The 25825-nt window shown below is 60.5% G+C and carries 22 protein-coding genes; 9 read left to right on the forward strand and 13 right to left on the reverse strand.

The annotated features are described in order from the left end of the window. Positions 1–899: 899 nt before the first annotated feature. Positions 900–1247 carry a hypothetical protein gene (locus VMA09_22195; GenBank protein HUA36335.1) on the forward strand — a complete coding sequence of 116 codons (348 nt, stop codon included), beginning with the start codon at positions 900–902 and terminating at the stop codon, positions 1245–1247. A 364-nt stretch (positions 1248–1611) separates the two neighbouring features. On the opposite strand, the gene VMA09_22200 is transcribed toward VMA09_22195, so the two are convergent. The 5 genes from VMA09_22200 to VMA09_22220 form a co-directional block, all read right to left on the reverse strand. Beyond that, a complete protein-coding gene (locus tag VMA09_22200) occupies positions 1612–1896 on the reverse strand; it encodes a hypothetical protein (GenBank protein HUA36336.1) in 285 nt (94 codons plus the stop codon). 1233 nt (positions 1897–3129) lie between these two features. Beyond that, entirely contained in the window at positions 3130–4335 is a 1206-nt protein-coding gene (locus VMA09_22205; protein HUA36337.1) for a VWA domain-containing protein, read from the reverse strand. 88 nt (positions 4336–4423) lie between these two features. Continuing rightward, entirely contained in the window at positions 4424–7540 is a 3117-nt protein-coding gene (locus VMA09_22210) for a multidrug efflux RND transporter permease subunit (GenBank protein HUA36338.1), read from the reverse strand. A 2-nt stretch (positions 7541–7542) separates the two neighbouring features. After that, entirely contained in the window at positions 7543–10683 is a 3141-nt protein-coding gene (locus VMA09_22215; protein ID HUA36339.1) for an MdtB/MuxB family multidrug efflux RND transporter permease subunit, read from the reverse strand. Next, a complete protein-coding gene (locus tag VMA09_22220; protein ID HUA36340.1) occupies positions 10680–12020 on the reverse strand; it encodes an efflux RND transporter periplasmic adaptor subunit in 1341 nt (446 codons plus the stop codon). The genes VMA09_22215 and VMA09_22220 overlap by 4 nt, the downstream gene beginning before the upstream one ends. A gap of 339 nt (positions 12021–12359) precedes the next feature. On the opposite strand from VMA09_22220, the gene VMA09_22225 reads away from it, so the two are divergent. Continuing rightward, the gene (locus tag VMA09_22225) at positions 12360–12923 is read left to right on the forward strand and encodes a TetR/AcrR family transcriptional regulator (protein HUA36341.1); all 564 of its coding nucleotides are present in this window, start codon (positions 12360–12362) and stop codon (positions 12921–12923) included. Position 12924: 1 nt separating this feature from the next. On the opposite strand, the gene VMA09_22230 is transcribed toward VMA09_22225, so the two are convergent. Further along, complete coding sequence (locus VMA09_22230; protein HUA36342.1) at positions 12925–13902, reverse strand: CmcJ/NvfI family oxidoreductase; 978 nt, start codon at positions 13900–13902, stop codon at positions 12925–12927. On the opposite strand from VMA09_22230, the gene VMA09_22235 reads away from it, so the two are divergent. Beyond that, positions 13883–14392, forward strand: a complete 510-nt coding sequence (locus VMA09_22235; protein HUA36343.1) for a mismatch-specific DNA-glycosylase — start codon at positions 13883–13885, stop codon at positions 14390–14392. The genes VMA09_22230 and VMA09_22235 overlap by 20 nt on opposite strands. A 65-nt stretch (positions 14393–14457) precedes the next feature. Here the strand turns inward: VMA09_22235 and gnd are convergent, their stop codons facing one another. Continuing rightward, positions 14458–15474, reverse strand: coding sequence for a decarboxylating 6-phosphogluconate dehydrogenase (gene gnd, locus VMA09_22240; protein HUA36344.1), 1017 nt, complete (start codon positions 15472–15474; stop codon positions 14458–14460). 124 nt (positions 15475–15598) lie between these two features. On the opposite strand from gnd, the gene VMA09_22245 reads away from it, so the two are divergent. Beyond that, a complete protein-coding gene (locus VMA09_22245) occupies positions 15599–16318 on the forward strand; it encodes an SDR family oxidoreductase (GenBank protein HUA36345.1) in 720 nt (239 codons plus the stop codon). A 2-nt stretch (positions 16319–16320) separates the two neighbouring features. On the opposite strand, the gene VMA09_22250 is transcribed toward VMA09_22245, so the two are convergent. The 3 genes from VMA09_22250 to VMA09_22260 all read right to left on the reverse strand — a co-directional run bounded on the left by VMA09_22250 (position 16321) and on the right by VMA09_22260 (position 18026). Then, positions 16321–16914 (reverse strand): VOC family protein, encoded by a 594-nt coding sequence (locus VMA09_22250; GenBank protein HUA36346.1) that lies wholly within the window; start codon positions 16912–16914, stop codon positions 16321–16323. Between the two features lie 116 nt (positions 16915–17030). Beyond that, entirely contained in the window at positions 17031–17510 is a 480-nt protein-coding gene (locus VMA09_22255; GenBank protein ID HUA36347.1) for a nitrate reductase associated protein, read from the reverse strand. A 27-nt stretch (positions 17511–17537) separates the two neighbouring features. Then, positions 17538–18026, reverse strand: coding sequence for a helix-turn-helix domain-containing protein (locus tag VMA09_22260; protein ID HUA36348.1), 489 nt, complete (start codon positions 18024–18026; stop codon positions 17538–17540). 80 nt (positions 18027–18106) lie between these two features. Here VMA09_22260 and VMA09_22265 point away from each other — a divergent pair, with 80 nt between their 5' ends. The 3 genes from VMA09_22265 (at position 18107) to VMA09_22275 (ending at position 22044) form a co-directional block, all read left to right on the forward strand. Continuing rightward, positions 18107–20359, forward strand: coding sequence for a molybdopterin-dependent oxidoreductase (locus VMA09_22265; protein HUA36349.1), 2253 nt, complete (start codon positions 18107–18109; stop codon positions 20357–20359). Positions 20360–20391: 32 nt separating this feature from the next. After that, complete coding sequence (locus VMA09_22270; GenBank protein ID HUA36350.1) at positions 20392–21114, forward strand: SDR family NAD(P)-dependent oxidoreductase; 723 nt, start codon at positions 20392–20394, stop codon at positions 21112–21114. Between the two features lie 147 nt (positions 21115–21261). Continuing rightward, positions 21262–22044 carry an enoyl-CoA hydratase-related protein gene (locus VMA09_22275; protein ID HUA36351.1) on the forward strand — a complete coding sequence of 261 codons (783 nt, stop codon included), beginning with the start codon at positions 21262–21264 and terminating at the stop codon, positions 22042–22044. Positions 22045–22047: 3 nt separating this feature from the next. Here the strand turns inward: VMA09_22275 and VMA09_22280 are convergent, their stop codons facing one another. Both VMA09_22280 and VMA09_22285 read right to left on the reverse strand, forming a co-directional pair. Further along, positions 22048–22482 (reverse strand): BON domain-containing protein, encoded by a 435-nt coding sequence (locus VMA09_22280; GenBank protein ID HUA36352.1) that lies wholly within the window; start codon positions 22480–22482, stop codon positions 22048–22050. A gap of 124 nt (positions 22483–22606) precedes the next feature. Beyond that, positions 22607–22948: a hypothetical protein gene (locus VMA09_22285; protein ID HUA36353.1), complete on the reverse strand. Its 342-nt coding sequence runs from the start codon at positions 22946–22948 to the stop codon at positions 22607–22609. 221 nt (positions 22949–23169) lie between these two features. On the opposite strand from VMA09_22285, the gene VMA09_22290 reads away from it, so the two are divergent. Further along, positions 23170–24003 (forward strand): phytanoyl-CoA dioxygenase family protein, encoded by an 834-nt coding sequence (locus tag VMA09_22290; GenBank protein ID HUA36354.1) that lies wholly within the window; start codon positions 23170–23172, stop codon positions 24001–24003. Between the two features lie 25 nt (positions 24004–24028). Next, on the forward strand, positions 24029–24493 hold the full coding sequence (locus VMA09_22295) for a nuclear transport factor 2 family protein (GenBank protein HUA36355.1): 465 nt from the start codon (positions 24029–24031) through the stop codon (positions 24491–24493). A gap of 92 nt (positions 24494–24585) precedes the next feature. Here the strand turns inward: VMA09_22295 and VMA09_22300 are convergent, their stop codons facing one another. After that, positions 24586–25824, reverse strand: a complete 1239-nt coding sequence (locus VMA09_22300) for a serine hydrolase domain-containing protein (protein HUA36356.1) — start codon at positions 25822–25824, stop codon at positions 24586–24588. Position 25825: the final 1 nt, after the last annotated feature.

A 25825-nucleotide genomic window follows, 5' to 3' on the forward strand; every position in this document is an offset into this window, starting at 1 on the left:
CATCGCTCGCGCCTGCGCTCTGATGTGATCGCGGTTCGACCAGTCGCCGAGTTCCGGCGGCATCGTGAACACGATCAGCGCTCGCAGTCCCTTCACTTGCGAAATCAACTTCTGAACGGTCCGCCCATACACCCACGCGCAGTGCTCGCACTCACGCCACGATTTGCACCGAGCGCTGCGTTTCTCGCCGGTTACTCGGTTGACCAGGACTCCGCGCCCGCGCTCACAGAAGCGGCGATGAACGCTCTCCATCGTTCGACGCAACCGATGATTCTCGCCACGCCACCACCACTCGAGGCGCGACTCGATTTCGTCGGGGGAAGTTGATCGCAATCGAGGCGCCCAATGAATTGCAGGAGACTCGTGAGCGCGGTCTCTGACCAACGCTCCGCGACTTCGCCGCTGAGCGTCCAATCGAAATCGTAAGACGTGCTGTGCGGACATCCGCAGGCGTGACCTTCATGCTCGCAGCCGTGCCCGGCGTGAGTGTGAAGGCACGATTCGTCGCATTGAGCAGCCCTCCCGGCGCGGCTCAAACCGAGCGCGAGATCGCGAAACGGCCCATCGGGTGAGTGCCAACAAAGTGCCAACACTCAACCTCTCTTTTTTGCCTGTTTTGAGGGTCGCAGGCCTTGGAAATGCTTGGATTTTTTCCGGTGGAGGGTTCGACTCCCTCCCCCCTCCGCCGTTATAGGACGCAAATTTCAGCGTCAACTTTAGCGAGACTCGGGTGACCACCAGAACAAGATAGATGACACAAATGAAAGCACAGCCGCCGAAATCGGTGAGATAGCAGAGGAGCAGAGTGGCAGCCTCCGACGGGCGTTTTCGTTAAGATCGCTATCGCCCACGTTCATCGCTATCCAGATACGAAAGCGCTTTGGCGACTGGAAGCGACAATGATCAACCAGCACGAAGCCGCGCGACGCTATGCATACGAGTACGAGATCGTTGCCCTCACGATGCTTGGATTCGTCTTTGCCGCAACACTGGCCTTTCTAGGACCTAAACCGGCCTTCTACTGGTCCTATCACTTCGTTTCGTATGCCGGATCGTTGGCAGGGATCGTACGAGGAGACAGGGCGGATTGCGAGCGGGCAATGGCTGAAAACATTGGATCGGATATCATGGCGAATCCGGGCAATAAGGGACTCGAGAGTTCGATTCGAGGGTACTGCGAACCCGAGGAAGCCTTGGACAACGGCCATGACATCAAGCCCTCTGTCCTTGGATGGGCGATCTTTTAGGGAAACGGAAAGACCGTCGCCAAGGATTGTCCGAACTGCATCGTTAACTTGGAGAGTTGGGGGCACAGGGAAAGACCTACGAAACAAAGGCTGAGTGCGAGAAGCCGATGCCAGGCGTGGAGGCGGAATATGAAAACAGGCCGCGGCGAAGAATGAGCTAGTGGTTAACAAACTCAAAATCTCATGCGTTCAACGACCCATGCATGTGGCCACTCGGGCGGGCCGAGAACTTCGAGTGAACTTCCCTCCAATCTGCCAGCGCGCATGATCCCGGTCACCAAATCTTTCGCACGATGGTTCTGGTCTCGGTCGAGCCTGCGCGGGTTTGTGTTCTGCGCAATCTCCGCGAAGGAGAAATTCCGCGTCACTCGATCTTGACCGCTGTTCCCTTGACCGTAGTGCAGGTGAAGCTGAAGACGTTATAGACAGGAACAAAACCATAAAGGCTGCTGGCGGTTGACACGTTGACGAGGGCGTCGCCGCCTGAGCTTTGGAGCGCCCGATCTACAGCCTCCTGCACGTCTGAATTGCCCCATGGAATAACAGCCAGCGCGAAGTAGCGGCAGGCCTGGCCCTCGGCCGGCCCGAGGTCTGTGATCTTGTGTCCCTTCTTGAGAAGCGCAACTGGGTCAGCGCCTCCCTTCGTCAAGATCCCCATCGATCCAACGGACGTGCACCCGGCAATACACACGCAGAGTACGAACAAAACCGTCAACGCTCTCGACACCATACTCAATTGATCCATTTCATCATCAGTTTCGGATTCAGAGGCGTTATACCCCCCGTGAATCCGCTTTTAATGAACCTATTCATGTCCAGTGTTGGTCGTCGCAATATCGCATCGACCGTTAGAACTCGAAGACTGCTGCGATGAAGCTCTCCTCGTTCAGATGGATGGCAAACTCCCGAACCATCGCGTGCATGCGCATCTCTGCTCTTCAACGAGTGCAAGGCAACTGCGTCGAACGGCGCCGCGGGGCTGGCCCGGAGCAGTGCAATCAAGCGATTTGAGTCTCGACGATCACGTTAACGGTTCTGCGATCTTCGAGCGCTCGCGGCCAGTGGCCGATGCACTGCTGATCCAGTTTCCAAGCGCCTTGGCAGGAGGAACCGGTGAATTTGGTATCACGACGCTCCTCCAGGACTACTTGATCTATCCTGACTATCCTCACTCAGTCGTTCCAAAGCAGAGGATACAGACTGGCGTGCAAGTTTTGTGTCGTTCCTTCCAAAGAAGATGCCGTACGGCAGAAACGGACTATCAGCGAGGTAGGCGCGGCTCACTCTGGCCGCGCAATCTATGTTCCTGGACAACGATTTTTCTCGGCTCGCCGACCTGCGGCGCGCTATCTGCGAGATATGCGATGGTAACTGTCGGGTTTGCTTCACGCAAGGCATCAATATCCGCACCATCGGAGAAGAGGACGGCGAGTCGATCGCGTCATTCGACGATCGCAAAAAATTTTTCAGCTCGGGCCGGATATATATGGCGTGCGACAATCGCAAGGACTACGAGGCCTACTTGGCGGCGTCAATCCACTGGTTAAACATGGAGTCACGCCGACAACATAATGTGCTACGTTCCTGTCAGTTATAAACTAGGTAGGAGTGGTCTTAACCGCGGCGGTATCGCGACTAGAAATCAGTACCTGTCGAAACGAAGTAATGAGCTACGCATCATTTGTCGCAGCGTCGCGCCTGCGGGTTGATCGGAATCACACGACGCAGTTTGCAGTACATGCCCGCAGAAGATCGCAACCTGAAACTGCGGCAACGGCTGAGGGCGCCGGCCGAGGAGCGGCTGCGCTCGGGCTGTCCGATGCTGGATCGGGTAATCCGCCGCGAGGACTTTGCGGCGGGTCGAGCGTCCTATAACCCCAAGTTAGCCGCCGTAGTCGGAGGCCGAGGCGCCGGCCCATTTGGGGGCGCGCACTTCGATTCCGGGGCGGCCTTCGACGCGGATCTGATGCGGCCGCATCCCCCCGGATGATGCGTAGCGCACCGTGTATTGCTCGCGCAGCTCGGCGGAAATTGCCTGGAAGTGTGCATCGAGGGCAGACATGTCGGTGACCCGAGGATTCATGATGAATGTCGTCGCACCTGTCTCGTCGCTCAGGCGTTTGAGCGTCTGCGCGTCGACCCGCTCTTCATCGCCCATGCCCATCTGATGATGGCGAAAACCGCCGCCCCCACCGATTCCGAGCCGGAAACCTGGAAAGATCTGGACTGTCGAACTCCCGCCGTATGTGCCAGATCTCGTCGGATCGTCTGACGTTCCGAGGCCGACGGTATAAATCAGAACGCCCGCGCGGCGCGCCGCCTGAATCGCGTCATCGAGCGTATGCGAGCTCTCGTTGTCCATCCCGTCGGTCATCACCAGGAGCGCCTTTTTCGGCCAGCGCCCCATCTCCACCTTCTGCAGCCCCAGGATCACAGCGTCATACAGAGCCGTTTGCCCATTTGCGTGCAGCATATTGATGGCGCGATCGAGGCTTGTGGGACTGTCGGTGAAATCCTGAAGCAGGAACGACTGATTGGAAAACGCCACGAGGAACGCCTGATCGCGCGGATTCAGCGTACCGACGAAGTGTTCCAGCGCCGCCTTGGCTGCCGCCAGCTTCCAAGCCATGCTGCCGCTCGTATCGACCACGATGCCAATAGTGATTGGAGTATCGGTGTCGCGCTGCAGGCCCAGCACTGGCCGCTCGATTCCGTCCTCGTAGACGCGCAGATCCTGGGTGCGCAGGTTCTGCACCCATCTTCCCGTATCGTCGGTAGCAGTCACAGAGATTCTGCCGACGCTGGTCTGCGGCTGACGCTGGATCGGCGCCTCGAGTGACGAGTTCACCTGCGGCTGTCGCTGCGGCAATTCGAGCTCGGCAGTCGACGAAGATTGCGGAGCGATGCGTGGCAGATCGAGTGTCTGGCCGGCGCCACCTTGTTGCGGACTTGGAGGAGGGGGCGCGAGGTAACCGGGCTGAACGTTCTGCGATTGCGCGGCTGCGCTCCCGGCCAACACGACTAGCATTACTAGCCAGCTCAACACCGAGGCGAGCGCTACTAGCCGAACATAGACTTTGTTTTTCATTTTCCTGCCCGAAACGAAGGCGCGGATAAACCAATATAGCAGACGTAGCGGGCGCGATTTTGGTTTCCGTCGCGTCGGAACCCGGAATTTACTTCGCGCTGGCCGGAGTCGGCGCTGCATGGCGCGGAGTGCGGCGCCATGCGCTGGCGAACCATAGGCGTAAGCGATCGAGGTATAAGTAGATAACCGGCGTCGTGAAGAGGGTTAGCATCTGGCTCACGATGAGGCCGCCGACAATCGCGATACCGAGCGGACGGCGCAGCTCGGAGCCGGTCCCTGTACCGAGTGCGAGGGGCAGACCGCCCAAAAGCGCCGCCATCGTGGTCATCATGATCGGCCGGAAGCGCAGCAGACATGCCTCATAGATCGCATCGACCGAATCCTTGCCCTCCTTGCGCTCCGCTTCCAGCGCGAAGTCAATCATCATGATGGCGTTTTTCTTCACGATACCGATCAGCAAAATTATCCCGATGAGAGCGATGACACTAAGCTCGATTCGGCACAGCATGAGAGCGAGCAGCGCGCCGACACCGGCCGAGGGCAGCGTCGACAGAATCGTGATCGGATGGATATAACTTTCGTACAAAATCCCGAGCACGATATAGACGGCGCCGAGCGCAGCGACGATTAGTAGCCATTCGCCCTGCAGCGATTGCTGGAAGGCCTGCGCCGTGCCCTGGAAGTTTCCGCGAATATCAGCCGGCATGTTGATCTGTTTTTCCGCGACATCGATCGCGTCGACCGCCTGGCTCAGTGCGACTCCCGGCCCGAGGTTGAAAGAAATCGTCACCGACGGGAACTGTCCCTGGTGATTCACCTGCAGTGCGGTCGTATCGGGTGCATAGTGAGTAAAGGTACTTAGCTTGACCTGTTGGCCATTGCTCGAATTGACGTAGATATGGTCGAGGGAGTCAGGGTTCTGCCAGAACTGCGGCGCAGCTTCCATCACCACGTGATACTGGTTCAACTGAGTATACATCGTCGATACCTGCCGCTGCCCGAAGGCGTCGTACAAAGTATCGTCAATTACCTTCTGAGTGAGCCCGAGCTTCGACGCAGTATCGCGGTCTACCACCAGCGACGCGCCAAGGCCGCTGTTCTGCTGGTCGCTGCTCACGTCAACCAGGATCGGCAGCGAGCGCAGCTTGCGCAGCAGGAGCGGCGCCCATTTATTAAGCTCCGCCAGGTCGTCGCTCTGCAATGTATATTGATACTGAGCGTTCGCCATGCGGCCGCCGATTTGAACGTCCTGCACCGCCTGCAGGTATAGACTCGCGCCCGGAATATTCGACGCATGTTTGCGAATGCGTCCAATTACCTGGTCGGCGGTAATCCCGCGCTGCGAGAGGGGTTTCAATGCGATAAACATGCGCGCGGTATTGGTGCCTGAACCGCCATTGCCGCCAGTGAAACCGATAACGTGCTCTACGGCCGGATCCTTTTTGATGATCGCGACGAACTGCTGCAGCTTCTGGCTCATCGACTGAAACGACGTATCCTGGTCGGCCTGGATCGCGCCCATCAGACGGCCCGTGTCCTGCTGCGGGAAGAACCCCTTGGGGATAATCACGAACAGATAGCAACTCAACCCGATGGTCGCGAGCGTCGCCCCGAGCATCAATTGCGGATGCTTCAGCACCCATGACAGGCTCGTCTCATAGTGAGTATGCAGCCAGATGAAGGCACGCTCACTTTTCTTGTACCAGGCTCCGTGTTTCTCTTCGTTGGCCGGCTTCAGCAGATGCGCGCACATCATCGGCGTAGTCGTCAGCGAGATAATCATCGAGACCATGACTGCGACCGAGAGCGTTACTGCAAATTCGCGAAACAGGCGGCCGACGATCCCGCCCATCATTAAAATCGGAAGGAACACTGCGATCAGCGAGACACTGATCGAAACAACGGTGAAGCCTATACCGCTGGCGCCCGTCACGGCCGCCTCGTATGGCGACATGCCCTCTTCACGAAAGCGCGCGATATTCTCAATAACGACGATCGCATCATCGACCACGAAGCCGGTCGAAATAGTCAATGCCATCAGCGACAGGTTATCGAGACTGTAGCCGCACACGTACATCACGCCGAAGGTGCCGACCAGCGAAATCGGCACGACGATCCCGGGAATCATCGTCGCGCGCAGGTTTCGCAGGAACACGAACACCACCATGATTACCAGTGCGATCGAGATGAGCAGGGTTATTTCGACATCCTTGACCGATGCGCGAATCGTCGTGGTGCGATCGAGGACCACCTGAGTATCGATGGCCGGCGAGATCGACGCCTTGAGCTGCGGCATTGCCGCCAGAACGCGATCGACGGTGTCGATAATATTCGCGCCGGGCTGGCGGAATACAATCAGCAATACCGACGGCTTGTTGTCGGAGACCCCGAGGTTGCGGATATCTTCGACGGAATCGCGCACCTGTCCCACGTCCGAAAGCCGCACCGCGGCGCCGTTGACGTAGCGGATGATGAGCGGCGCATAGTCAGAAGCCTTGAGCAGTTGATCGGTGTCCGAAAGTGCATAGGCAGTGTTCTGGTCGGAGATTTCGCCCTTCGGACTATTTGAGTTGGCGGCGGCCAAAGTCGCCCTGACATTCTCAAGACTGATGCCGAGATTGTTGAGCTGTGTCGGGTTGAGCTCAACCCGAACTCCAGGCAGGGCGCTGCCGCCGACGGTGACCTGCCCGACGCCTTCGATCTGGGAAAGCTTTTGCGCGAGGATCGACGATGCCGCGTCGTATATTTGTCCGCGCGGAACGGTATCCGAGTTAAATGCGAAAATGAGTATTGGCGCATCCGCGGGATTGACTTTTCTATAGGTCGGGTTGCCCGGCAAATCAGTTGGCAACTGGCTGCGCGCAGCGTTGATTGCCGCCTGCACATCGCGCGAAGCCGCATCGATGTTGCGATTCAGATCGAATTGCAGAACCACGCTGCAATTTCCGAGAGAGCTGGTCGAAGTGAGTTGGGTGAGACCCGCGATACGTCCGAACTGGCGCTCGAGCGGCGTCGCCACCGCCGAAGCCATCGTTTCGGGACTCGCGCCAGGCAGCGACGCCTGGACCTGGATAGTAGGAAATTCGACCTGCGGCAGCGGGGAGACCGGCAACAAGCGGAAGGCGACGATACCGGCGAGCGCGATTGCGATCGTGAGCAGCGTCGTCGCGACGGGCCTCCGGATGCAGACGCTCGAGATGTTCATGACTAACGCGCGTGCGCCGGCGCCCCCGAAGCTGGAGGCGAGGCCTGCTCCGGCGATTTAACCCTCGCCGTGCCGCGGTTGGCGATCCGCTCTGCAAGACGATCGAAGGCCAGGAAGATCACCGGCGTGGTGTAAAGAGTCAGCACCTGGCTGACGATCAATCCGCCCACGATCGCAATACCAAGTGGACGTCGCAATTCGGAACCGGTACCGGTGCCCAATGCCAGCGGCAGACCGCCGAGCAGCGCCGCCATCGTGGTCATCATGATCGGTCTGAAACGCAGCAGGCACGCCTCGTATATCGCGTCGACGGAATTCTTGCCCCCTTCGCGCTGCGCTTCGAGCGCGAAGTCGATCATCATGATGGCGTTCTTCTTGACGATACCGATCAGCAAAATGATGCCGATCAGAGCGATGATATTGAGCTCGCTGCCGCAGATCATCAGGGCCAGGATCGCGCCGACGCCGGCTGACGGCAGCGTGGAGAGAATCGTGATCGGGTGAATGTAGCTTTCGTACAAAACGCCGAGCACGATATACACGGTGACCAGCGCCGCGAGAATCAGGAGCGGCTCGTTGCGCAGCGACGCGCGGAAGGCCTCGGCGGTGCCTTGGAATCCAGCTGAGATGCTCTGGGGCATCCCGATTTCCTGTTTCGCGGACTGTATAGCGTCGACGGCGTCGCCAAGTGAGTATCCGGGCGCGAGATTGAACGAAACCGTGACGGTGGGGAATTGTCCCTGGTGATTCACCACCAGGGGCAGCGTGCTTTTTTCGAGCGTGGTGAATGCGCTCAGCGGCACCTGGCCTCCGGTTGTGGAGCGTACATAAATCTGGTCGAGCGCCTTGGGGTTGCGCTGGAACTCGGGATCGACCTCGAGCACCACGTGATACTGGTTCAACTGAGTATAGATAGTTGATATTTGACGCTGGCCGAATGCGTCGTAGAGAGTATCGTCGATCATCTGAGAGGTGATTCCGAGCCGTGACGCAGTGCTTCGATCGATTACCAAGTGCGCTTGCAAGCCGTCGTTCTGCTGATCGGTCGCGACATCGACGAGCTGCGGCAGAGTTTTGAGCTTATCGACGAAGCGCCCTACCCATTCCGCCAGCTCGGTCGGATTCGGATCTTCGAGACTGTACTGAAACTCCGTGCGGCTGACGCGGTCTTCGACGGTCAGATCCTGCACGGGCTGCATAAACAGCGTGATTCCGTCAACCTTGGCCAGCTTGGGCTGGAGGCGGCGGATGACTTCGCTGATACTGACTTTGCGCTCTTCAAGCGGCTTCAGGTTGATCAGGAACCGCCCGCTGTTGACGGTGGTGTTGGTGCCGTCGATCCCGACAAACGACGACAGACTTTCGACCGCGGGATCCTCGAGGATGATCTGCGCCAGCTGCTGCTGGCGCTGCTCGATCGCCGGAAATGAGACATTTTGCGGAGCTTCCGATACTCCCTGGATAACGCCGGTATCCTGAATTGGGAAGAAGCCCTTGGGAACGATTATATAAAGCAGAATAGTCAGTACGAGCGTTGCGACCGCGACCAGCAGCGTTTCCGGCTGATGGCGCAATACCCACTGCAAGGTGCGGCCGTAGAATGCGATTGTGTCGTTGAAGAGTTTCTCCGATTTTCGATAGAACCAGGTTTGCTGCGCTTCAGGCGTATGCCGCAGCAGCTTCGAGCTCATCATCGGCGTGAGCGTCAATGACACAACGGCGGAGACCAGGATCGTAACCGCGAGCGTGACGGCAAACTCGCGGAAGAGCCGGCCCACAATATCGCCCATAAACAGCAGCGGAATCAAAACCGCGATCAGCGACACGGTCAGCGACACGATCGTGAAGCCGATCTGCTCCGAGCCCTTGAGTGCGGCCTCGAGCGGCGAATCGCCTTCCTCGATAAAGCGCGAGATGTTCTCGATCATGACGATGGCGTCATCGACGACGAAGCCGGTCGAGATCGTCAGCGCCATCAGGGTCAGGTTGTTGAGGCTGTAGCCGAGCAAGTACATCACGCCGAAGGTTCCGATGAGCGACAGCGGAACCGCGATACTCGGGATGATCGTCGCGGACAGGCTGCGCAGGAACAGGAAGATGACCATCACGACCAGTGCGATGGTCAGTATCAACTCGAACTGCACGTCGGCGACCGAGGCACGGATCGTCGTCGTGCGATCGGTGAGCACGGCGACTTGCACCGATGCGGGCAGCGAGGCTTGCAGGCGCGGCATCAGCGCCCGCACCTTATCGACGACCGCGATAATGTTGGCGCCGGGCTGGCGCTGAATGTTCAGGATGACGGCGGGCGTGGTATTCATCCACGCCGCTTCCTTGACGTTCTCGGCGTCGTCAACGACCTTGGCAACGTCTGACAGTTTGATCGGCGCGCCGTTGCGATACGCGATGATCAGCGGCTGGTAGTCCTTGCTGGTGAGAAGCTGATCGTTGTCGCCGATCGTGTAGGCCTGATGGGAACCGTCAAAGTTGCCCTTGGCTTGATCGACGTTGGCGCTCGCAATCGCGGTGCGCAAATCCTCGAGCGTCATCCCATACGACGCGAGCTGCGTCGGATTCGCCTGAATACGCACCGCGGGCTTTTGGCCGCCGCTGATACTGACCATGCCGACGCCCGACACTTGCGAGATCTTCTCGGCGAGGCGCGTATCGGCAAGGTCTTCGACCTGCGAGAGCGGCAACTCCTTCGAAGTCAGCGCGAGCGTGAGAATTGGCGCATCAGCCGGATTTATCTTGCTGTAGATCGGCGGGTTGGGAAGATTCACCGGCAGATAAGTTGCCGCAGCATTGATTGCCGCCTGAACTTCCTGCTCGGCGACGTCGATATTCAGATCGAGCACGAACTGCAGCGTGATTACCGAGCTGCCGAACGAGCTGTTCGACGTCATCTGGTTGAGGCCCGGCACCTCGCCGAACTGACGCTCGAGCGGCGCGGTCACCGAAGACGCCATCACGTCCGGACTCGCTCCGGGATAGAAGGTCAGCACCTGGATCGTCGGATAGTCGACCTCGGGCAGCGCCGAGACCGGCAGCTCCAGGTATGCAACCATCCCTGCGAGCAGAATTGCGACCATCAAGAGCGAGGTCGCGACTGGCCGCAGAATGAAGAGCCGCGATGGGTTCACTGAGTGGCCCCGGGCGTTGTCGGATTCGCCGCGAGCTGCACTGCGACGCGTGAGCCGGTGCGCAGCTTGTCGGTGCCGTCCACGACCACGAGCTCACCCGGCTGCACTCCCGACGCGACCGAGGTTATCTCGCCCTGGGTGTTGGCGACTTTCACCGGACGCATCGCGACCGTCTGATCCTGCTGCACGACGTAGACGAATGAGCCCTGCGAGCTGCGCTGAATTGCAGCCGTTGGAATCAGCGTGGCCTCGCGCTGGGTATCCACGAGCAAGCGCACGTTTACGAACTGGTTCGGGAATAGGGTGCTGTCGTTGTTGGGAAACTGCGCCTTGAGCTTGATTGTTCCGGTCGTCTGATCGATCTGGTTATCGGTCGTAAGCAAAAATCCCATTGCGAGCTTGGTCTTGAAATCGCGATCATATGCTTCTACTGGGAGGCCATTGTGAGTCGCGGCGGCTGCCGATGCTCCCGGTAACTCGCCTCCGGTAGAGACCATGACCGCGGACCCGCTGGCCTCTGCAAGATTCTTCATCGCGTTGGTCACGCGCGGCAGGTCGTCCTCGGGGATGCTGAAATCGACGGCGATCGGCTGAAGCTGCGTGATCACGACGAGCCCAGTCGTATCGGTCGCATGGACGATGTTGCCGATATCGACGAGGCGCAATCCAATGCGCCCGTTGATCGGCGAAGTGATCGTCGAATAGGTCAGATTCAGTTTGGCCGAATCTATCAGTCCCTGATCGTTCTTCACGGTTCCCGCGTAAGTTCCGACCGATGCCCGCTGGTTGTCGAGATCCTGCTTGGCGATGATGTTCTGGGCGAACAGTTGCTGGTCGCGATCGAGTAGAACTTGTGCATTGACCAGGTTCGCCTTGTCGCGCGCCATCTGACCTTCGGCCTCCGTCAGTTGGACCTGATATGGACGCGGGTCAATCTGGATGAGCACGTCGCCCTGATGCACCATCTGACCCTCTTTGAAAAGGATCTTCACTATCTGCCCGTCGACGCGGCTCTTCACCGTCACCGTGTTGAATGCGGTCACGGTTCCAATGGCGCTGACGTAGAGGTTGAGATCGCCCTGCTTCGCGGCGGTTGCGGAGACCGGAACGCTACGATGCGCAGCCGCGGCGGCGGCCTTCGCTGCAGCCTCGCGGGCGCGAACTCCCGAGTACCAAACGTAGAGGATGATCCCGAGTACGCAGACGGCGGCGGCCCAGACGAAGCGGTTTTGCAAAAGTCCGGCCGGGCGGACCTCGGCGCCGCCTTGATCGGTAAAACGCATCGGCCGCGGCGGCGCCGCCATCGTCTCGTCGCGATCGGCGATCTGCTCGCTCACGTCTGTACCTCCGTCGGGCCGGGTTGGACTGTCCAAATCAGGATGCCCTCCCAGTTGAATGCAAGAAACTGCCGCGGCGCGCGAGGGTCAGAAAGTTCATCGATCAAGAATAGGCAGCTTTGCAGGATCACTTACAGTCCCATTATGGTTATTATGGACTTTGGAGTCCATAATTCACTATCCTGAGCAAAGCAGGGAATCTCGAAAACGCTGCGCTCCACCTATCTTCATACGATCCAGGAGCGCGTGAGTTTCCCGGGACCAGCCGTGAGCGGAAGAGTTTTGAAAAAAAAGGATGCTGTTTCAACGGGTTTCCGCGGACGGCCGACCACGCCTTTTTTGCGCGAGCGCATCCTGGAGAGCGCGGCGCGGCTCTTTGCCGCAACCGCCTTCGATCTCGTCACGATCGATGCGGTCGCGGCTGATGCCGGCGTGGGCAAGGGCAGCGTGTATCGCCAGTTCGGTTCGAAGGAAGAACTCTACGCTACGGTCGTGATCGACGGATTCATCCAGCTTCAGAGCGAGATTCGCGCGGCGCTCGACAAGAACGAATCGATCGCTGAGCGGATCGCGACAATCGTGAGCCATACAGTAAAATTTTTCTGGGGCAGACGGCAATTTTTCGAGTTCCTGCGCGATCCCCGCACCGTGCCTCGCAAGCTCGAGCGTCAATATCGCTCCGAGCGAGCCAAGCTCTCGACGATGATCGTCGAATTGCTCAAAGCCGCTGCGGCAGAGGGCGTCGTGCGCGGCGGCCTCGACGTGCGCCTGGCCGCAGAGGCTCTGCTCGGCATGATCCGCGGCGTCAATCGCTACAGCCGCGAATACAGCTCGCCGGCAGTCGCAGCGCGCACTGTGGTTTCCCTCTTCCTCGGCGGATGCCTAACCGCACCGAGCCGATAGATCAGCGCTCCGGGGCAAAGAACACCAGGGTCCGCACTTCGATACTCTCGCGTGGCGCCGCGTCGCGCGGACTCGTCGGATCCTCGAACGCCGAGTGCGCGGTGAAGCGCAGTCGGTTCGCGTCGGAGTCGTAGCACTTCAGGAGCAGCACCTCTTCCTTGCGCTGATGCGGGAAGTAACACCATCGCTGCTTCGGATTGTGCGCGACGGCGTAAACCTCGCCGGTGCGATCGCGATAAAGCAGATCCTGAAGCACGAAATCGTCCGCTGACATGCTGCGTCCGTCGCATACCGCGAGCGGCGATTCCTCGACCGGCCCGCTAATCGGGCGCCATACGTTGATGACGGCGAAGCGATTCTTGAGCAGCGCCTCGGCTTCGTTGGGCAGCAGATCGCGCACGCGCTGCGGTCCGGACTTCAGCGTGTAGTCGTTGTGCGCGAACTTCACCGGCTCGCGCGCGCCGTTCTCCCGCGCTTTCGCCATCGGACGGCATCGCACGTTGTGATCGAAGACGTGGACCTTGACGGCGCCGGTATGCTCGCGAACCAGCCGCTCGACCTCGGGATAATAGACCCGCTTTACTTCGTCCTCGTCATAGAAGCACGCGACCTTCGATTCCTGGCCGACGATCTCGAAGCCTTCGCGATCGAGCGACAGTTCGCTAAGCATCGGCCGCACGTCGTATATCGGCACCGTGAATTTCAGGTAACTGCCGGTGCTGAGCGGCACGCCTTCGGGCGGCTGATACATGTAGTTGGCCGGCTTGGGACCGGCAGGATCGATGAAGTTGAGCTCGCCCTCGACGTAGGGAAGTCGCTCAGAAGTCGGCTGATGAATCGCGCTGGCCATACATGCTCCTTCGATTCTGATCGCTTTGTAGCGCATCACGAAATACGAGGCGACTGCGATCGCGCATCGGAATTGTGCGGCGCGCTGCGCCACGATAATCAGATGCTCGATGCGACTGCTGCGTGACATCATGGTACCCGAGCCGGCGGTTTTGTTCGTTGGTATCAATCCGTCGATCAGATCGGCCGAGGAGGGACATCATTTCGCGAGCCCGGGAAATCCGTTCTGGAAATTAATGTTCGCGTCGAAGCTCGTGCCCGTCGAACTGACGGCGCATCAGGATGATCGGCTCGCCGAATTCGGTCTCGCACTCACGAATCTGTGCCAGCGCGCGACGCGCTCGGCGGCGGAGCTGACGCGCGAGGAAATGGATCGCGGCAAAGTGCGCCTGACGCGCGTGATCAAGCGCGCGAAGCCGCGAATCGTCGCGTTCGTGGGCCTCAGCATCTACCAGCACTACTTCGGCAAGACCGCGAGCCCCGGCGCGGGCGCGAAGCCCGAGCAGATCGCGAACGCGCGCGTCTTCGTGCTGCCAAATCCCAGCGGCCTCAACGCCAGCTTCCCCGGCTTTAAAGACAAGCTCATCTGGTTCGAACGACTGCGCGAGGAGATCGAATGAATCGAAAAAGAAAAGCGCGCGCCGCGACGATCGCGTGGCGCGCGCTACTTCGATCGTAAAGTCGTTTACTTCTTCTTCTCGAGGTGGCCGCCGAATTCGTAGCGCATTGCTGATAGCAGCTTGTCGGCGTAGTCGGCTGCGCCGCGCGAGCTGAAGCGCGAGTAGAGCGCTGAGCTGAGTACATGGGCTGGCACGCCTTCGTCGATCGCAGCGTCTACCGTCCATCGGCCTTCGCCGGAATCCGATACGCGGCCCGCGAACTTGTTGAGCTCCGGATCCTCCGCCAGCGCGCTCGAAGTAAGATCGAGCAGCCACGATGCGATCACGCTGCCGCGCCGCCATACCTCGGCGATCTCGCCGAGATTGAAATCGTACTGATAGTGCTCGGGATCGCGCAGCGGCGTCGTTTCCGCATCGACCACCTGCTGCTTCTTGCCGGCGTTGGCGTGCGCCAGGATGTTCATGCCCTCGGCGTACGCCGCCATCAGGCCGTACTCGATGCCGTTGTGGACCATCTTCACGAAATGGCCGCCGCCGTTCGCCCCGCAATGAAGATAGCCGTGCTCTGCCGTGCTGCCTTTGATCTTCTCCCAGCCCGGAGTGCGCGGCGCGGAATCGACTGGCGGAGCGAGAGTCGCGAACAGCGGATCGAGATGCTGCACAACTTCCTTTTCGCCGCCGATCATCTGGCAGAAGCCGCGCTCGAGACCCCAAACGCCGCCCGAGGTTCCCGAGTCGACGTAGTGAATCCCCTTCTGCGAGAGCATCTTCGCGCGCCGGATATCGTCGATGTAATACGAGTTGCCACCGTCCACGATGATGTCGCCCTTTTCGAAGCGGCCCGAAAGGTCGGCCAGCGTTTTCTCGACCACCGCCGCCGGGACCATCATCCACGAGACCCGCGGCTTGGTGAGCTTGGCGGCGAAGTCATCGAGCGTGGTGGCGCCGATCGCGCCCTCGGAAACCAGCTCCTTCACCGCGTTGGCGCTGACGTCGAAGACGACGCACTGATGTCCGCCGCGCATCAGGCGTCGGACCATGTTTGCTCCCATTCGGCCAAGACCGATCATTCCCATCTGCATGTGGATTGGCTCCTTCCGATTCGCTTCGATCGCATCACAATCATCGCGCAAGCGCCGCTGAGTTCATAGTGATAAGGATGACTGGACGCTCGCGTTTTCGATGTCGCGCAGCGACAGAGGTGTCATGACACTCGCCAACAAAACAGTCGTGGTGATCGGCGGCAGCTCGGGAATCGGCCTCGCGACGGCGAAAGCCGCGGCTAACGAGGGTGCGCGTGTCGTTATCACCGGACGATCGCTCGACAAGCTGAAAGCCGCCGAAGCCGAGATCGGTCACGGCGTGCGCGCAGTCTCGCTGGACTCGAACGATGAGGCCGGCACGCGAAAGCTGTTCGAGGAACTCGGCCACGTCGATCATCTTTATGTATCCGCCGCGACGGTGACGTTTGGCGCATGGCTGAAGAGCGAAGTCTCCGCCCTGCATCCCTCGATGGATACGCGGTTCTGGGGTTCGCTCTACGCCGCCAGGTATGCGTCGGCAAAGATGCCGTCCGACGGCTCAATCACCTTCACTTCTGGAACTTCGGCGTGGCGGCCGCTCGCGGGCGGCTCGGTGGGATCGGCATCGTGCGGTGCGATCGAGGCCTTCGGCCGCTCACTGGCGGTCGAGCTTTCGCCGATCCGTGTTAACACAATTCAGCCGGGGCTGATCGATACGCCGCTAATCGACTCGGCACTCGGCGAACGCGCGACGATGATCAAGGAGGCTGAAGCCAAGCGCCTGCCGGTGAAGCGTATCGGACGCGGCGAAGATATCGCGGAGGCCGTTCTGTTCCTGATGAAGAACGGCTTCACCACCGGCATCACGCTTACCGTCGATGGCGGCCGGACGCTGATCGGCTGACGCTATTGGCCGAGCTGGCGCATCATGTCGCGATCGAATCCGCGCTCGGCGTCGTAGTGCTTCAGCTCCGCGTCGGGCACGCCCGCGTGGAACTTGCGCGCCAACTCGTCGGGATCGAAGCTCACGCCGATCGGATTCTTTGCGAACGCGCCGCTTTTGAAGAAACCCTTCAGCTCCTCGGTGGTCGCGAAGTTATCGACCTGCATCTCGAGCTTGTTGCCGTCGGGATCGCGATAGTAGAGCGAAGTCGTGGGGCCGTGATTGACCGCGACGACCGGCAGGATTCCCGCCGCCTTCAGGCGCTCGTAGCTGAACACGAGATCGCCGATGCTCGCGTAGGTGTAGGCGAGATGATCGAGGCCGACGGCGCCGGCGGGCCGCTCGACAACGTTGGGCGTCGACGCGATCGCGATCCGGTGATGCTCGTCGTCGTAGGTCATGAAGCTTACGAAATTGTTCTCGTGAACGGTCTCGGCCTGGAGCACGGTCTTGTACCAATCGACCATCTCTCTGAGCTGCCGCGTGCGGAGCACGGCATGCGCAAACTTGGTGGGTGTGACGCGGCGCGATCCTGCTTCTTTGGCATTTTCCGCCATGACTGTCGCTCCTTATGCGGCCTCGAGCCGCGCGGCGAGTTGAGCGGAGTATAGCTCGAATCGCCGCGGCAGGGTGAGCGCAACGGAATCCATCGTTCGAGTCTTTCAACAGAAACTCAGGTGGCGGGATTCGCCGACGGCGCGTGCAGCGCCAGGAATTCGCCGAGCGCGGCTTTCAGATTGTGGCTGACCTTGGCTTCGCCGCCGAGCTTGATGAGCGCGTATCGTTCGTCATCGTCGAGCGAGTTCCACGCCGCTTGCGTAAGATCGACGCCCAGTTCACGTGCGTTGGCGACGAGGTGATGGGGCGGCGATAGCGGCGGCCGCGCACTCCCGCGCGCTTCTTCCGGCAATTCCTTGGGACACGAGCCACTGCGCGCGAGCGTAACTTCTTCGATAAAGAGCCGCAGCGCCACTCGTTCGTCTTCGAGCTCCGCCGGCGCGTGGCAGATCATGAGCTTCTCGCCCATCGTGAGCTGCTGCCACTGCGCAAGATGAATCTTCACTCCCACCGCGTCGAGCTTGCGCCGCGCCTGCATCGGCACGCAACTCAGAGATTCATATACTTCCGCTTCAAACTGAAACTGACGAATCATAACAGACAGACTCCAAACCCGCGTTCACTACTTACCCATTCGACCGGGCGCTTGCGCTTTCTTCTTGCGCAACCCCGGCCCGGGCCGCGCCGTCATTTCGCGCGCGTTCAGTTCCTCGTTGCAATGCGGACAGGTGAACGCCGGCAGGATGTGCTCGCCACACTTGCGATGCACGAGCTCGACCGGCGCGCCGTCCGCACCCGCCATCCAGCGATCGCCCCATCGGAGAAGCGCTACTACCACCGGATACAGATCCACGCCCTTCGCGGTGAGGCGATACTCAAAACGCTTCGGCCGCTGCGCATACTCGACGCGCTTCATTATCCCGTCGGATACGAGCTTGCGCAGGCGGTCGGCCAGGCGATGCCGCGTCATGCCGAGGTCGCTTTGAAAATCCTCGAAGCGGCGCACGCCGAGGAACGCATCGCGCAGGATAAGCATCGTCCAGCGATCGCCGACGACGCTCAGCGAGCGCGCGACCGAGCAGGTCATCTTGTTGATCTCATTCCAGCGCATTTTTCGATTCGGCCCTTGACTCGATAATAAGTTCCAAAATAGAACTCAGTCAACACCCACCCAGTTCGCCGGAGAAGCAGATGAGCGACGAATGGCGCCAGACGGCATGCATCCTGTGCACGATTAACTGCGGCATCGAGGTCAAGGTCGAGGGACGCCACATCGCGCGCGTGCGCGGCAATCGCGCTCACGTCGCGTCCGAAGGCTATGCATGCGAAAAGGCGCAGCGCCTCGACTACTACCAGAATGGCCGCGACCGCCTGACGAAGCCACTGCGGCGCAAGCCCGACGGCGGCTTCGAGGAGATCGACTGGGACACCGCAATTCGTGAGGTCGCGGCGCGCTTCGTCGAGATTCGCGACAACTTCGGTGGCGAGTCGATTTTTTATTACGGCGGCGGTGGGCAAGGAAATCATCTTGGCGGCGCGTACAGCACTGCCACGCGGCGCGCGCTCGGCTCCGTCTATTCGTCCAACGCACTCGCGCAGGAGAAGACGGGCGAGTTCTGGGTCGATGGCCAACTCTATGGCGGCCACACCTCGCCGGATTTCGAGCGCGCCGAGGTCGCGATTTTCGTCGGCAAGAATCCGTGGCAATCGCATGGGCTCCAGCGCGCCCGCGTCGTGCTGCGCGAGATCGCGAGCGATCCGAATCGCGCGCTCGTCGTGATCGATCCGCGCCGCACCGAGACTGCCGAAATTGCTGATTACCATCTGCAGGTGCGTCCCGGGACCGACGCGTTCTGCCTCGCGGCGATTCTCGGCGCTATCGTGCAGGAGGACCTGATCGATCACGCGTTCCTGCGCGAGCGCACGTCCAACGAAGGCGCGCTGTTCGACGCGCTCCGGGCCGCGCCGGTTGCCGAATACGCGTCGCGCGCCGGATTAGAAGAGTCGCAGATTCGAGATGTGGCGCGGCGGATCGCGCGCGCCGCGAGCATGTCGATCATCGAAGACCTCGGCATCGAGCAGAACCTGCACAGCACGCTCAACTCGTACCTCGAGAAGCTGATGTTCGTGCTGACCGGCAACATGGGCAAGCCGGGCGCGATGAACCTGCACACGAGCTTCGGCCGGCTTTTCAGCCACAGCAAGCGATCGGCCACTACGCCGGTCGGAGGGCATCGCATCATCACTGGCCTCGTGCCGTGCAATGCGATTCCCGACGAAATACTGACGGACCATCCGAAGCGCTTCCGCGCGATGCTGGTGGAGAGCGCGAATCCGGCGCACTCGCTGGCGGACAGTCCGCGGATGCGCGAGGCGATCGATGCGCTCGATTTCGTCGTCGCGATCGACGTGGCGATGACCGAGACGGCGCGCCTTGCCGATTACGTGCTGCCGGCGATCTCGCAGTTCGAAAAATGGGAAGCGACGTTTTTCAATTTCGAATTCCCGGCCAACTACTTCTGCCTGCGCGCTCCCGTCATCGAGCCGCTCGCAGGACCGCTCGCAGAGCCGGAGATCCATCGGCGCTTGGTCCACGCGATCGGCGCTTTGAAGGATGAGGACAAGGACATGGCTGCGCTGCGTGAGGCCGCAAAAAACAGCCGCGCCGCATTTGCGATGGAATTCATGCGCGTGACCTCGACGCGCCCCGATCTCGCCGCGATTGTGCCTGTAGTGCTCTACGAGGCGCTCGGCCCGACGCTCGGCGCGGGCAACGAAACCGCGGCGATCATATGGGGCCTCGCGCATACCTGCGCCCGCACCTATCCCGAATCGCTGAGGCGCGCCGGCTTCGACGGCGATCCGTTCACCGTTGGCGAAGCGCTCTTCGAGGCGGTGTTCACGCGCCGCGAGGGCGTGCACTTCTCGATCGATCCGTATGAAGAGACTTTCAAGCGCATCGCGACGAGCGACGGCCGCATCAACCTCGCGATCCCGGAGCTGATCGGCGAACTCAATGAGTTGCAGGGCGAGCAGGCGCCGCACGACGATCAGTTCCCGTTTGTGTTGACTGCGGGTGAGCGCCGCTCGACGACCGCCAATACCGCGATCCGTGATCCTGAATGGCGGCCGAAGGACCGCAACGGCGCGCTGCGCATGAATCCGGCCGATGCCGAATCGCTCGGCGTCAAAACGGGAGGCAAGGTTCGAATCACCACTCGCCGTGCGAGTGTGGAAGCCGTCATCGAAGTAACGGATCGCATGCAGCGCGGCCACGTTGGACTGCCGAACGGCTCCGGCCTCTGGTATCCGGATCGCGAAGGCCAGGAGTTCCTGCACGGCGTGCCGCCCAACGAGCTGACCTCCACCGATCGCTGCGACTGGATCGCGGGCACGCCGTTCCACAAGCATGTTCCGGCGCGAATCGAGGCGGTCACGCAATAAGCTGTAAATCGTTTTCCGCTCGAGGTGTTTGTATGAGCGAGTCAATTAGTGATCGCGTCGCAGTTGTGGTCGGCGTCGGTGAAGGTCTCGGCGCCGCGCTCGGCCGCCGCTTCGGCAAGGGCTACAAGACCGCGCTGCTCGCGCGCAGCGCGGAAGTGACCGACAGAGTCGAGGGCGAAATCAAAGCCGCAGGTGGCACCGCGCTCGCGATTCGCCACGACGCGACCAGCGAAAAAGACATCGCGGCCGCGTACGAGCGAATCACAAATGAGCTCGGGCCAATCGAGATTCTGATCTACAACGGTGGGCGGCGGCCGATGGGCCGCCTGATGGAAACGACGCCGCAGGTTTTCGAAGAAACCTGGCGCCTGCATACGTTTGGCGCGTTCCTGTGGTCGCGGCAGGTGGTGCCGGCGATGCTTACGCGCGGCAGCGGCACAATCCTGATCACGGGTGCAACGGCGGGAATCAAGCCGTGGCCCAACTCGGCAGGATTCGCGCCCGCGAAGTTCGCCGTGCGCGGCCTCGCGCAAGTAATGTCGCGCGATCTGCATCCGCAGGGCATTCACGTCGCGTACGTCAACGTCGATGGCGGCATCGACATGCCGCTGCTGAGAAAGTTCCGGCCCGAGGCGAAGGCGGAGAATCTGCTGAACCCCGCCGCGATCGCGGACGCATTCTGGTACCTCGCGCATCAGGATCGCAGCGTCTGGAGCCACGAACTCGACATCCGGCCCTTCACGGAAAAATTCTGACGCTTGGTTCCCTCTCCTTTACCCTCTCCTGGGATAAGGAGAGGGACAGAAAACCTGGCCGCCGAGATTTTTCGGAGTTCTGATGTTTGGGGCGTCATCTTGACAACCAGTGAACGCAAAGGAAATCCAGACAGGAGCCTTCCGCAAATGCCGCAATACTCGACAATTCTCTACGAGGTGCGTGATAAGGTTGCGCATCTCACCCTCAACCGTCCTGAATCGGCCAATGCGCTCGGCCCCACCGTCGCCGCCGAAATGATGGATGCCGTAGTCCGCTCCGAAGACGATCGCGCGAACGTGCGCGCGATGGTCGTGACCGGCGCGGGCCGCTTCTTCTGCGCGGGCGCCGATCTCAAGGGCTTCTACACGCCCAACGACGGCCTCAAAAGCCGCGTCTCGGTTTTCCATGCCGTGCTGTCGCGCCTCGCACGCGCGGAGTTTCCGGTTATCGCGGCGGTCAACGGCGCCGCCGCAGGCGCCGGGATGGGACTCGCATGCGCCTGCGACATCGTGATCGCGGGCGAGTCGGCAAAGTTCGTGATGGCCTATTCGAAGATCGGACTCTCGCCCGACGGCGGCACGACTTACTTCCTGCCGCGCCGAATTGGGATCGGGCGCGCGATGGAACTGGTTTTTACCAATCGCAGTCTGTCATCGCGCGAAGCCCTCGAGTGGGGAATCGCCAACCGCGTCGTCGCTGACGCCGATCTTCAGAACGAGGCGCACACGTTCGCGGCCACGCTCGCGCAGGGACCCACGCGCGCTTACGGCGCTGCCAAAGAGCTTCTGCATTCGGGATGGACTGAAAGCCTCGAGAGCCAGGTCGACAAGGAGCTGCGCTCGATCGGCGCGATGGCGCGGACGCGCGATGCGCGCGAGGCGATCGCCGCCTTCGGCGAGAAGCGCGCGCCGGTTTTTACCGGAGAATAGTTCTTACCAGGTCAACTTGTTGTTGACGCGCGCGACACCATCGACCGACGACGCGACCTGGGCCGCGTGGTGTGCATCGGCCGCGGATCCAACCGCGCCGGTAATCGTCACGACGCTGTGGTCGCAGTCCACTACCACGGCGTGCCCGTTCGTCACGCCGTCATCCTTAAGTGCGACCTTTACCGCCGTGATCAGCATCGCGTCGTTGGCCTCCGTCGCGTCGGAGCCATATTGATGAACCGTGTTCGAATGCGCGTGTTCCGCTTCTGACGAATGTGACTGATAGCTGCTCACGACGGGCGAATCCTGTGCCGCGGGAGGCATCTGCTGCTGCGCCTCGATTGGTCCCGCCGGTATCGCGAGGTAGGCGCCGATCGCAGCGACGAGCGCGGCTACTGTGATAGCTGTGCTTCTGCCCAGGGTTTCGTATCTTGCCATGGCTCGCGTGACTCCACTCGGAGTGTGGTCTCGATTGTGGCGTTGCGGGGCGAAGAGCGGTGCTCTTCTCTTCGCCCCGCGAACACTCAGTCGTCAGGAGGAGAGGTTTTCGACTGAGCCGCCGTTATTGTGGGCTGACCGTGGTGGACTCGCTGTGGTAACTCGAAGTCGATTCCGAGCTCTGGCTGGTAGGCGAATATTCGCTGCTCGAAGAATCGCTGCGCTTCTCGACCGAGGTCGAGCTGCTGGTCGTCTCCGCCGGCGGTGGCGGGCTCACCACGACCTGCGGCGGCGGATTGACGATGACCTTGGGTGGCGGGTTCACCACTACCTGCTCGGCAGGCGCGGTCGGCACGTAAGCCGTTTCCTTCGTATTACTAACTTCCTTGCTCGCGCATCCCATCGTAAGTGCGGTGGCGGCCAGGGTAATTGCTGAAATAGCGACCAAACGCTTGATTTTGTTCATGACAATCGAACCTCCATCGGCGGGCATATTCAGCAGGGGTCGTGCCAGAAGATTTGCCCAATAAGTAAGGCCGGTCGGTAGACCGAGCCTACATCATGTAAAAATGACCGACTGAGTTTCACTGTTATTCCGCTTTGGCGCGGTTATTTCTCGAATTTGACCGCGCGATAATTGTGTGCGAGACGAATTGAGTAAGAGACTGCATTTTCCTGGAGTGACTGATGGATAATTCGCAGATGGTTGAGCTGCGTGAACGATTCAAAATCGACGGCGCCGTCCGTATTGAGCAGGCGCTCGACCGGGCTTCGCTGGCGATGGCTGAAGAGGCGTACAACTGGAGTCTCGCTAATCCAAGTCCGCATTCGTCGCAGTTCCAGGGCACCAAAGAGGCGCCCGACCGTTTCTACCAGGACCTGCTCAACGGCCAGGTGCTGACCGGCTATCGCCGGATGCTGGCGGAGTCGAGTGCTGCCGACGTCGTGGCTCAGCTCTGGGGATCGCCAAATGTATGGTTTTTCTACGAACAGGTATTTCTTAAAGAAGGCGGCGAGAGCCGCCGCACCCCGTGGCACCAGGACGCCTCTTACCTGCCGATCGAAGGCGAGCAGCTCGCCGTGATGTGGATTTCGTTCGAGCCGATCGTAAAGGAGGATTCGCTCGAGTTCGTGCGCGGGTCTCATCGCGGTACCCTCTACGACGGCTCGCGCTTCGAGCCCGGCGACGACACGGCGCCGATCTACGGTACGCTGCCGCGGCTGCCCAATATCGAGGCGGATCGCGACAAGTTTGACATCCTGTCATGGGCGGTGAATCCGGGGGACGTTCTGCTCTTCCATCCCGGGATGCTGCATGGCGGCGCGCCGACGCACGAGGGACGCCGCCGCCGAACGCTGTCGCTGCGCTTCTTTGGCGACGATGCCGTGTTCGTGCCGCGCCCCGGCAATCTCGGCCAGACCGGCGACGGCGCCGAGATGCGGTTTGGCGATATCACGCTGAAATTGAGGCCCGGCGAATCCTTTCGCCATCCGGCATTTCTCAAGGTGAGGCCCTGCTAACCGCAAATACTCGGAGGTAGCGACGATGACACTCGAAGAGCGCATCACGATGCTCGAGGATATCGAGGCGATCAAAAAACTGAAGGCCCGCTACTGTGCGGTGTGCGACGACGATCACAACACCAGCGAGATCACGAAGCTGTTCGCGCCCGACGGCATCTGGGAGGGCGACGGCATCGGCGCGCACAAGGGCCATGACGCGATCCGCGCGTTGTTCAAGGGCTTCCAGGAGCGCATCAGCTTTTCGCAGCACAACGTGATGAATCCGATCATCGAAGTGAGCGGCGATCGCGCCAAGGGCGCATGGTACTTCATGGGCCCGTTCACGTTCCGCAAAGGTAACCGCGCGGTGTGGTTAGCGGCGCGCTACGAAGAGGATTACGTGAAGCTCAACGGCGAGTGGAAGTTCCAGCATCTACGCGCAATCGGCAGGATGTCGGCGCCATACGAAAAAGGCTGGGCTGAGAAGCCTCCGGGCTGGGAGAAATAGGAAAAGAACTATTACCACGAAGGCACGAAGACACTAAGTCGGAAAGGTTTGATTAGAAAAGCCTCTGACTTTGTGTCTGGGTGCCTTTGTGGTTATTTCTTCCGATGCTGTTCCGATTCCGTGAATGCCGAGTACACGAGGGTGCGGAGTTCGCGGCGGATTGGGTAGGCGGCCGACGGCAGCAATTGCGTCATGAATATCGTGATCAGATCTTCGGCCGGATCGATCCAAAAATACGTCGATGCGGCGCCGCCCCAGAAGTAGTCGCCTGCAGTTCCCGGCAGCATCGTTTTGACCGTGTCGAGCGTGATTGCGAAGCCGAGGCCGAAGCCCACGCCGTTGTAAGTTACCTCGCTGAAGAGCGAGCGAGAGAGCGCGGGCAGATCCTTGCCGTCGGGGAGATGATTTCGCGTCATCAACTGGATCGTCTTGGGAGAAAGGATCTGCGCGCCATCGAGCGTGCCGCCGTTGCGCAGCATCAGGCAGAAGCGCAGGTAGTCAGCCGCCGTCGAGACCATCCCGCCGCCGCCCGAGAAAAGGCGTGGCGGCTTGAGGTACGCGCTCGCGGCCGCATCGTCGGTGAGCATCATGCCTCCCGAAGCCGTCGCGGTGTAGCAGGCCGCGAGGCGCGACTCGCTCCCGCCTCGGACGTGGAAACCGCTGTCGACCATCTTGAGCGGTTTGAAGATCCGCTGGCGCACGAAGTCGTCGAAGCTGTCGCCTGAAATTTTGCCGACCAGATATCCGAGCACGTCGGTCGAGAGCGAGTAGTTCCACGCGGTACCGGGCGAAAATTCGAGCGGCAAGTCTGAAAGCTGGCGGATCATATCGTCGAGCGTCGCCTCGCTCGGGCGCTCGCCGACGTGAAGCTTGCGATAGGCCGCATCGACGTTGGACACCTGCTGAAATCCGTAGGTGAGGCCGGAGGTATGGCGCAGCAGATCGATGATCTGCATTGGGCGCTCGGGGCGGCTCGTGCGGAAAGTCTCCATGAAGCCGCCGGCATAAACGCCGAGATTCTTCCATTCCGGAATGAAGCGATGAACGGGATCGTCGAGCGCGACGAGGCCCTGCTCAACGAGCATCATGAAGGCGACGCTCGTGATCGGCTTGCTCATCGAGTAAACGCGAAAGACGGTGTCCTCGCGAAGCGGCTTCTTGCGCTCGACGTCGGCTGCGCCGATCGTGGCGAGATGCGCGATCTCGCCGCGCCGCGCAATGAGGATCAGCGCGCCGGGGATCTTGCCGCTATCGATGTAACGCGCCTTGATGAACTGATTCAGCGTGTCGAGCCGCGCCGCCGAGAGTCCAACCGATTCGGGTTTACTCATG

The organism is Candidatus Binataceae bacterium (genome assembly GCA_035508495.1).
Classification (GTDB): domain Bacteria; phylum Desulfobacterota; class Binatia; order Binatales; family Binataceae; genus JASHPB01.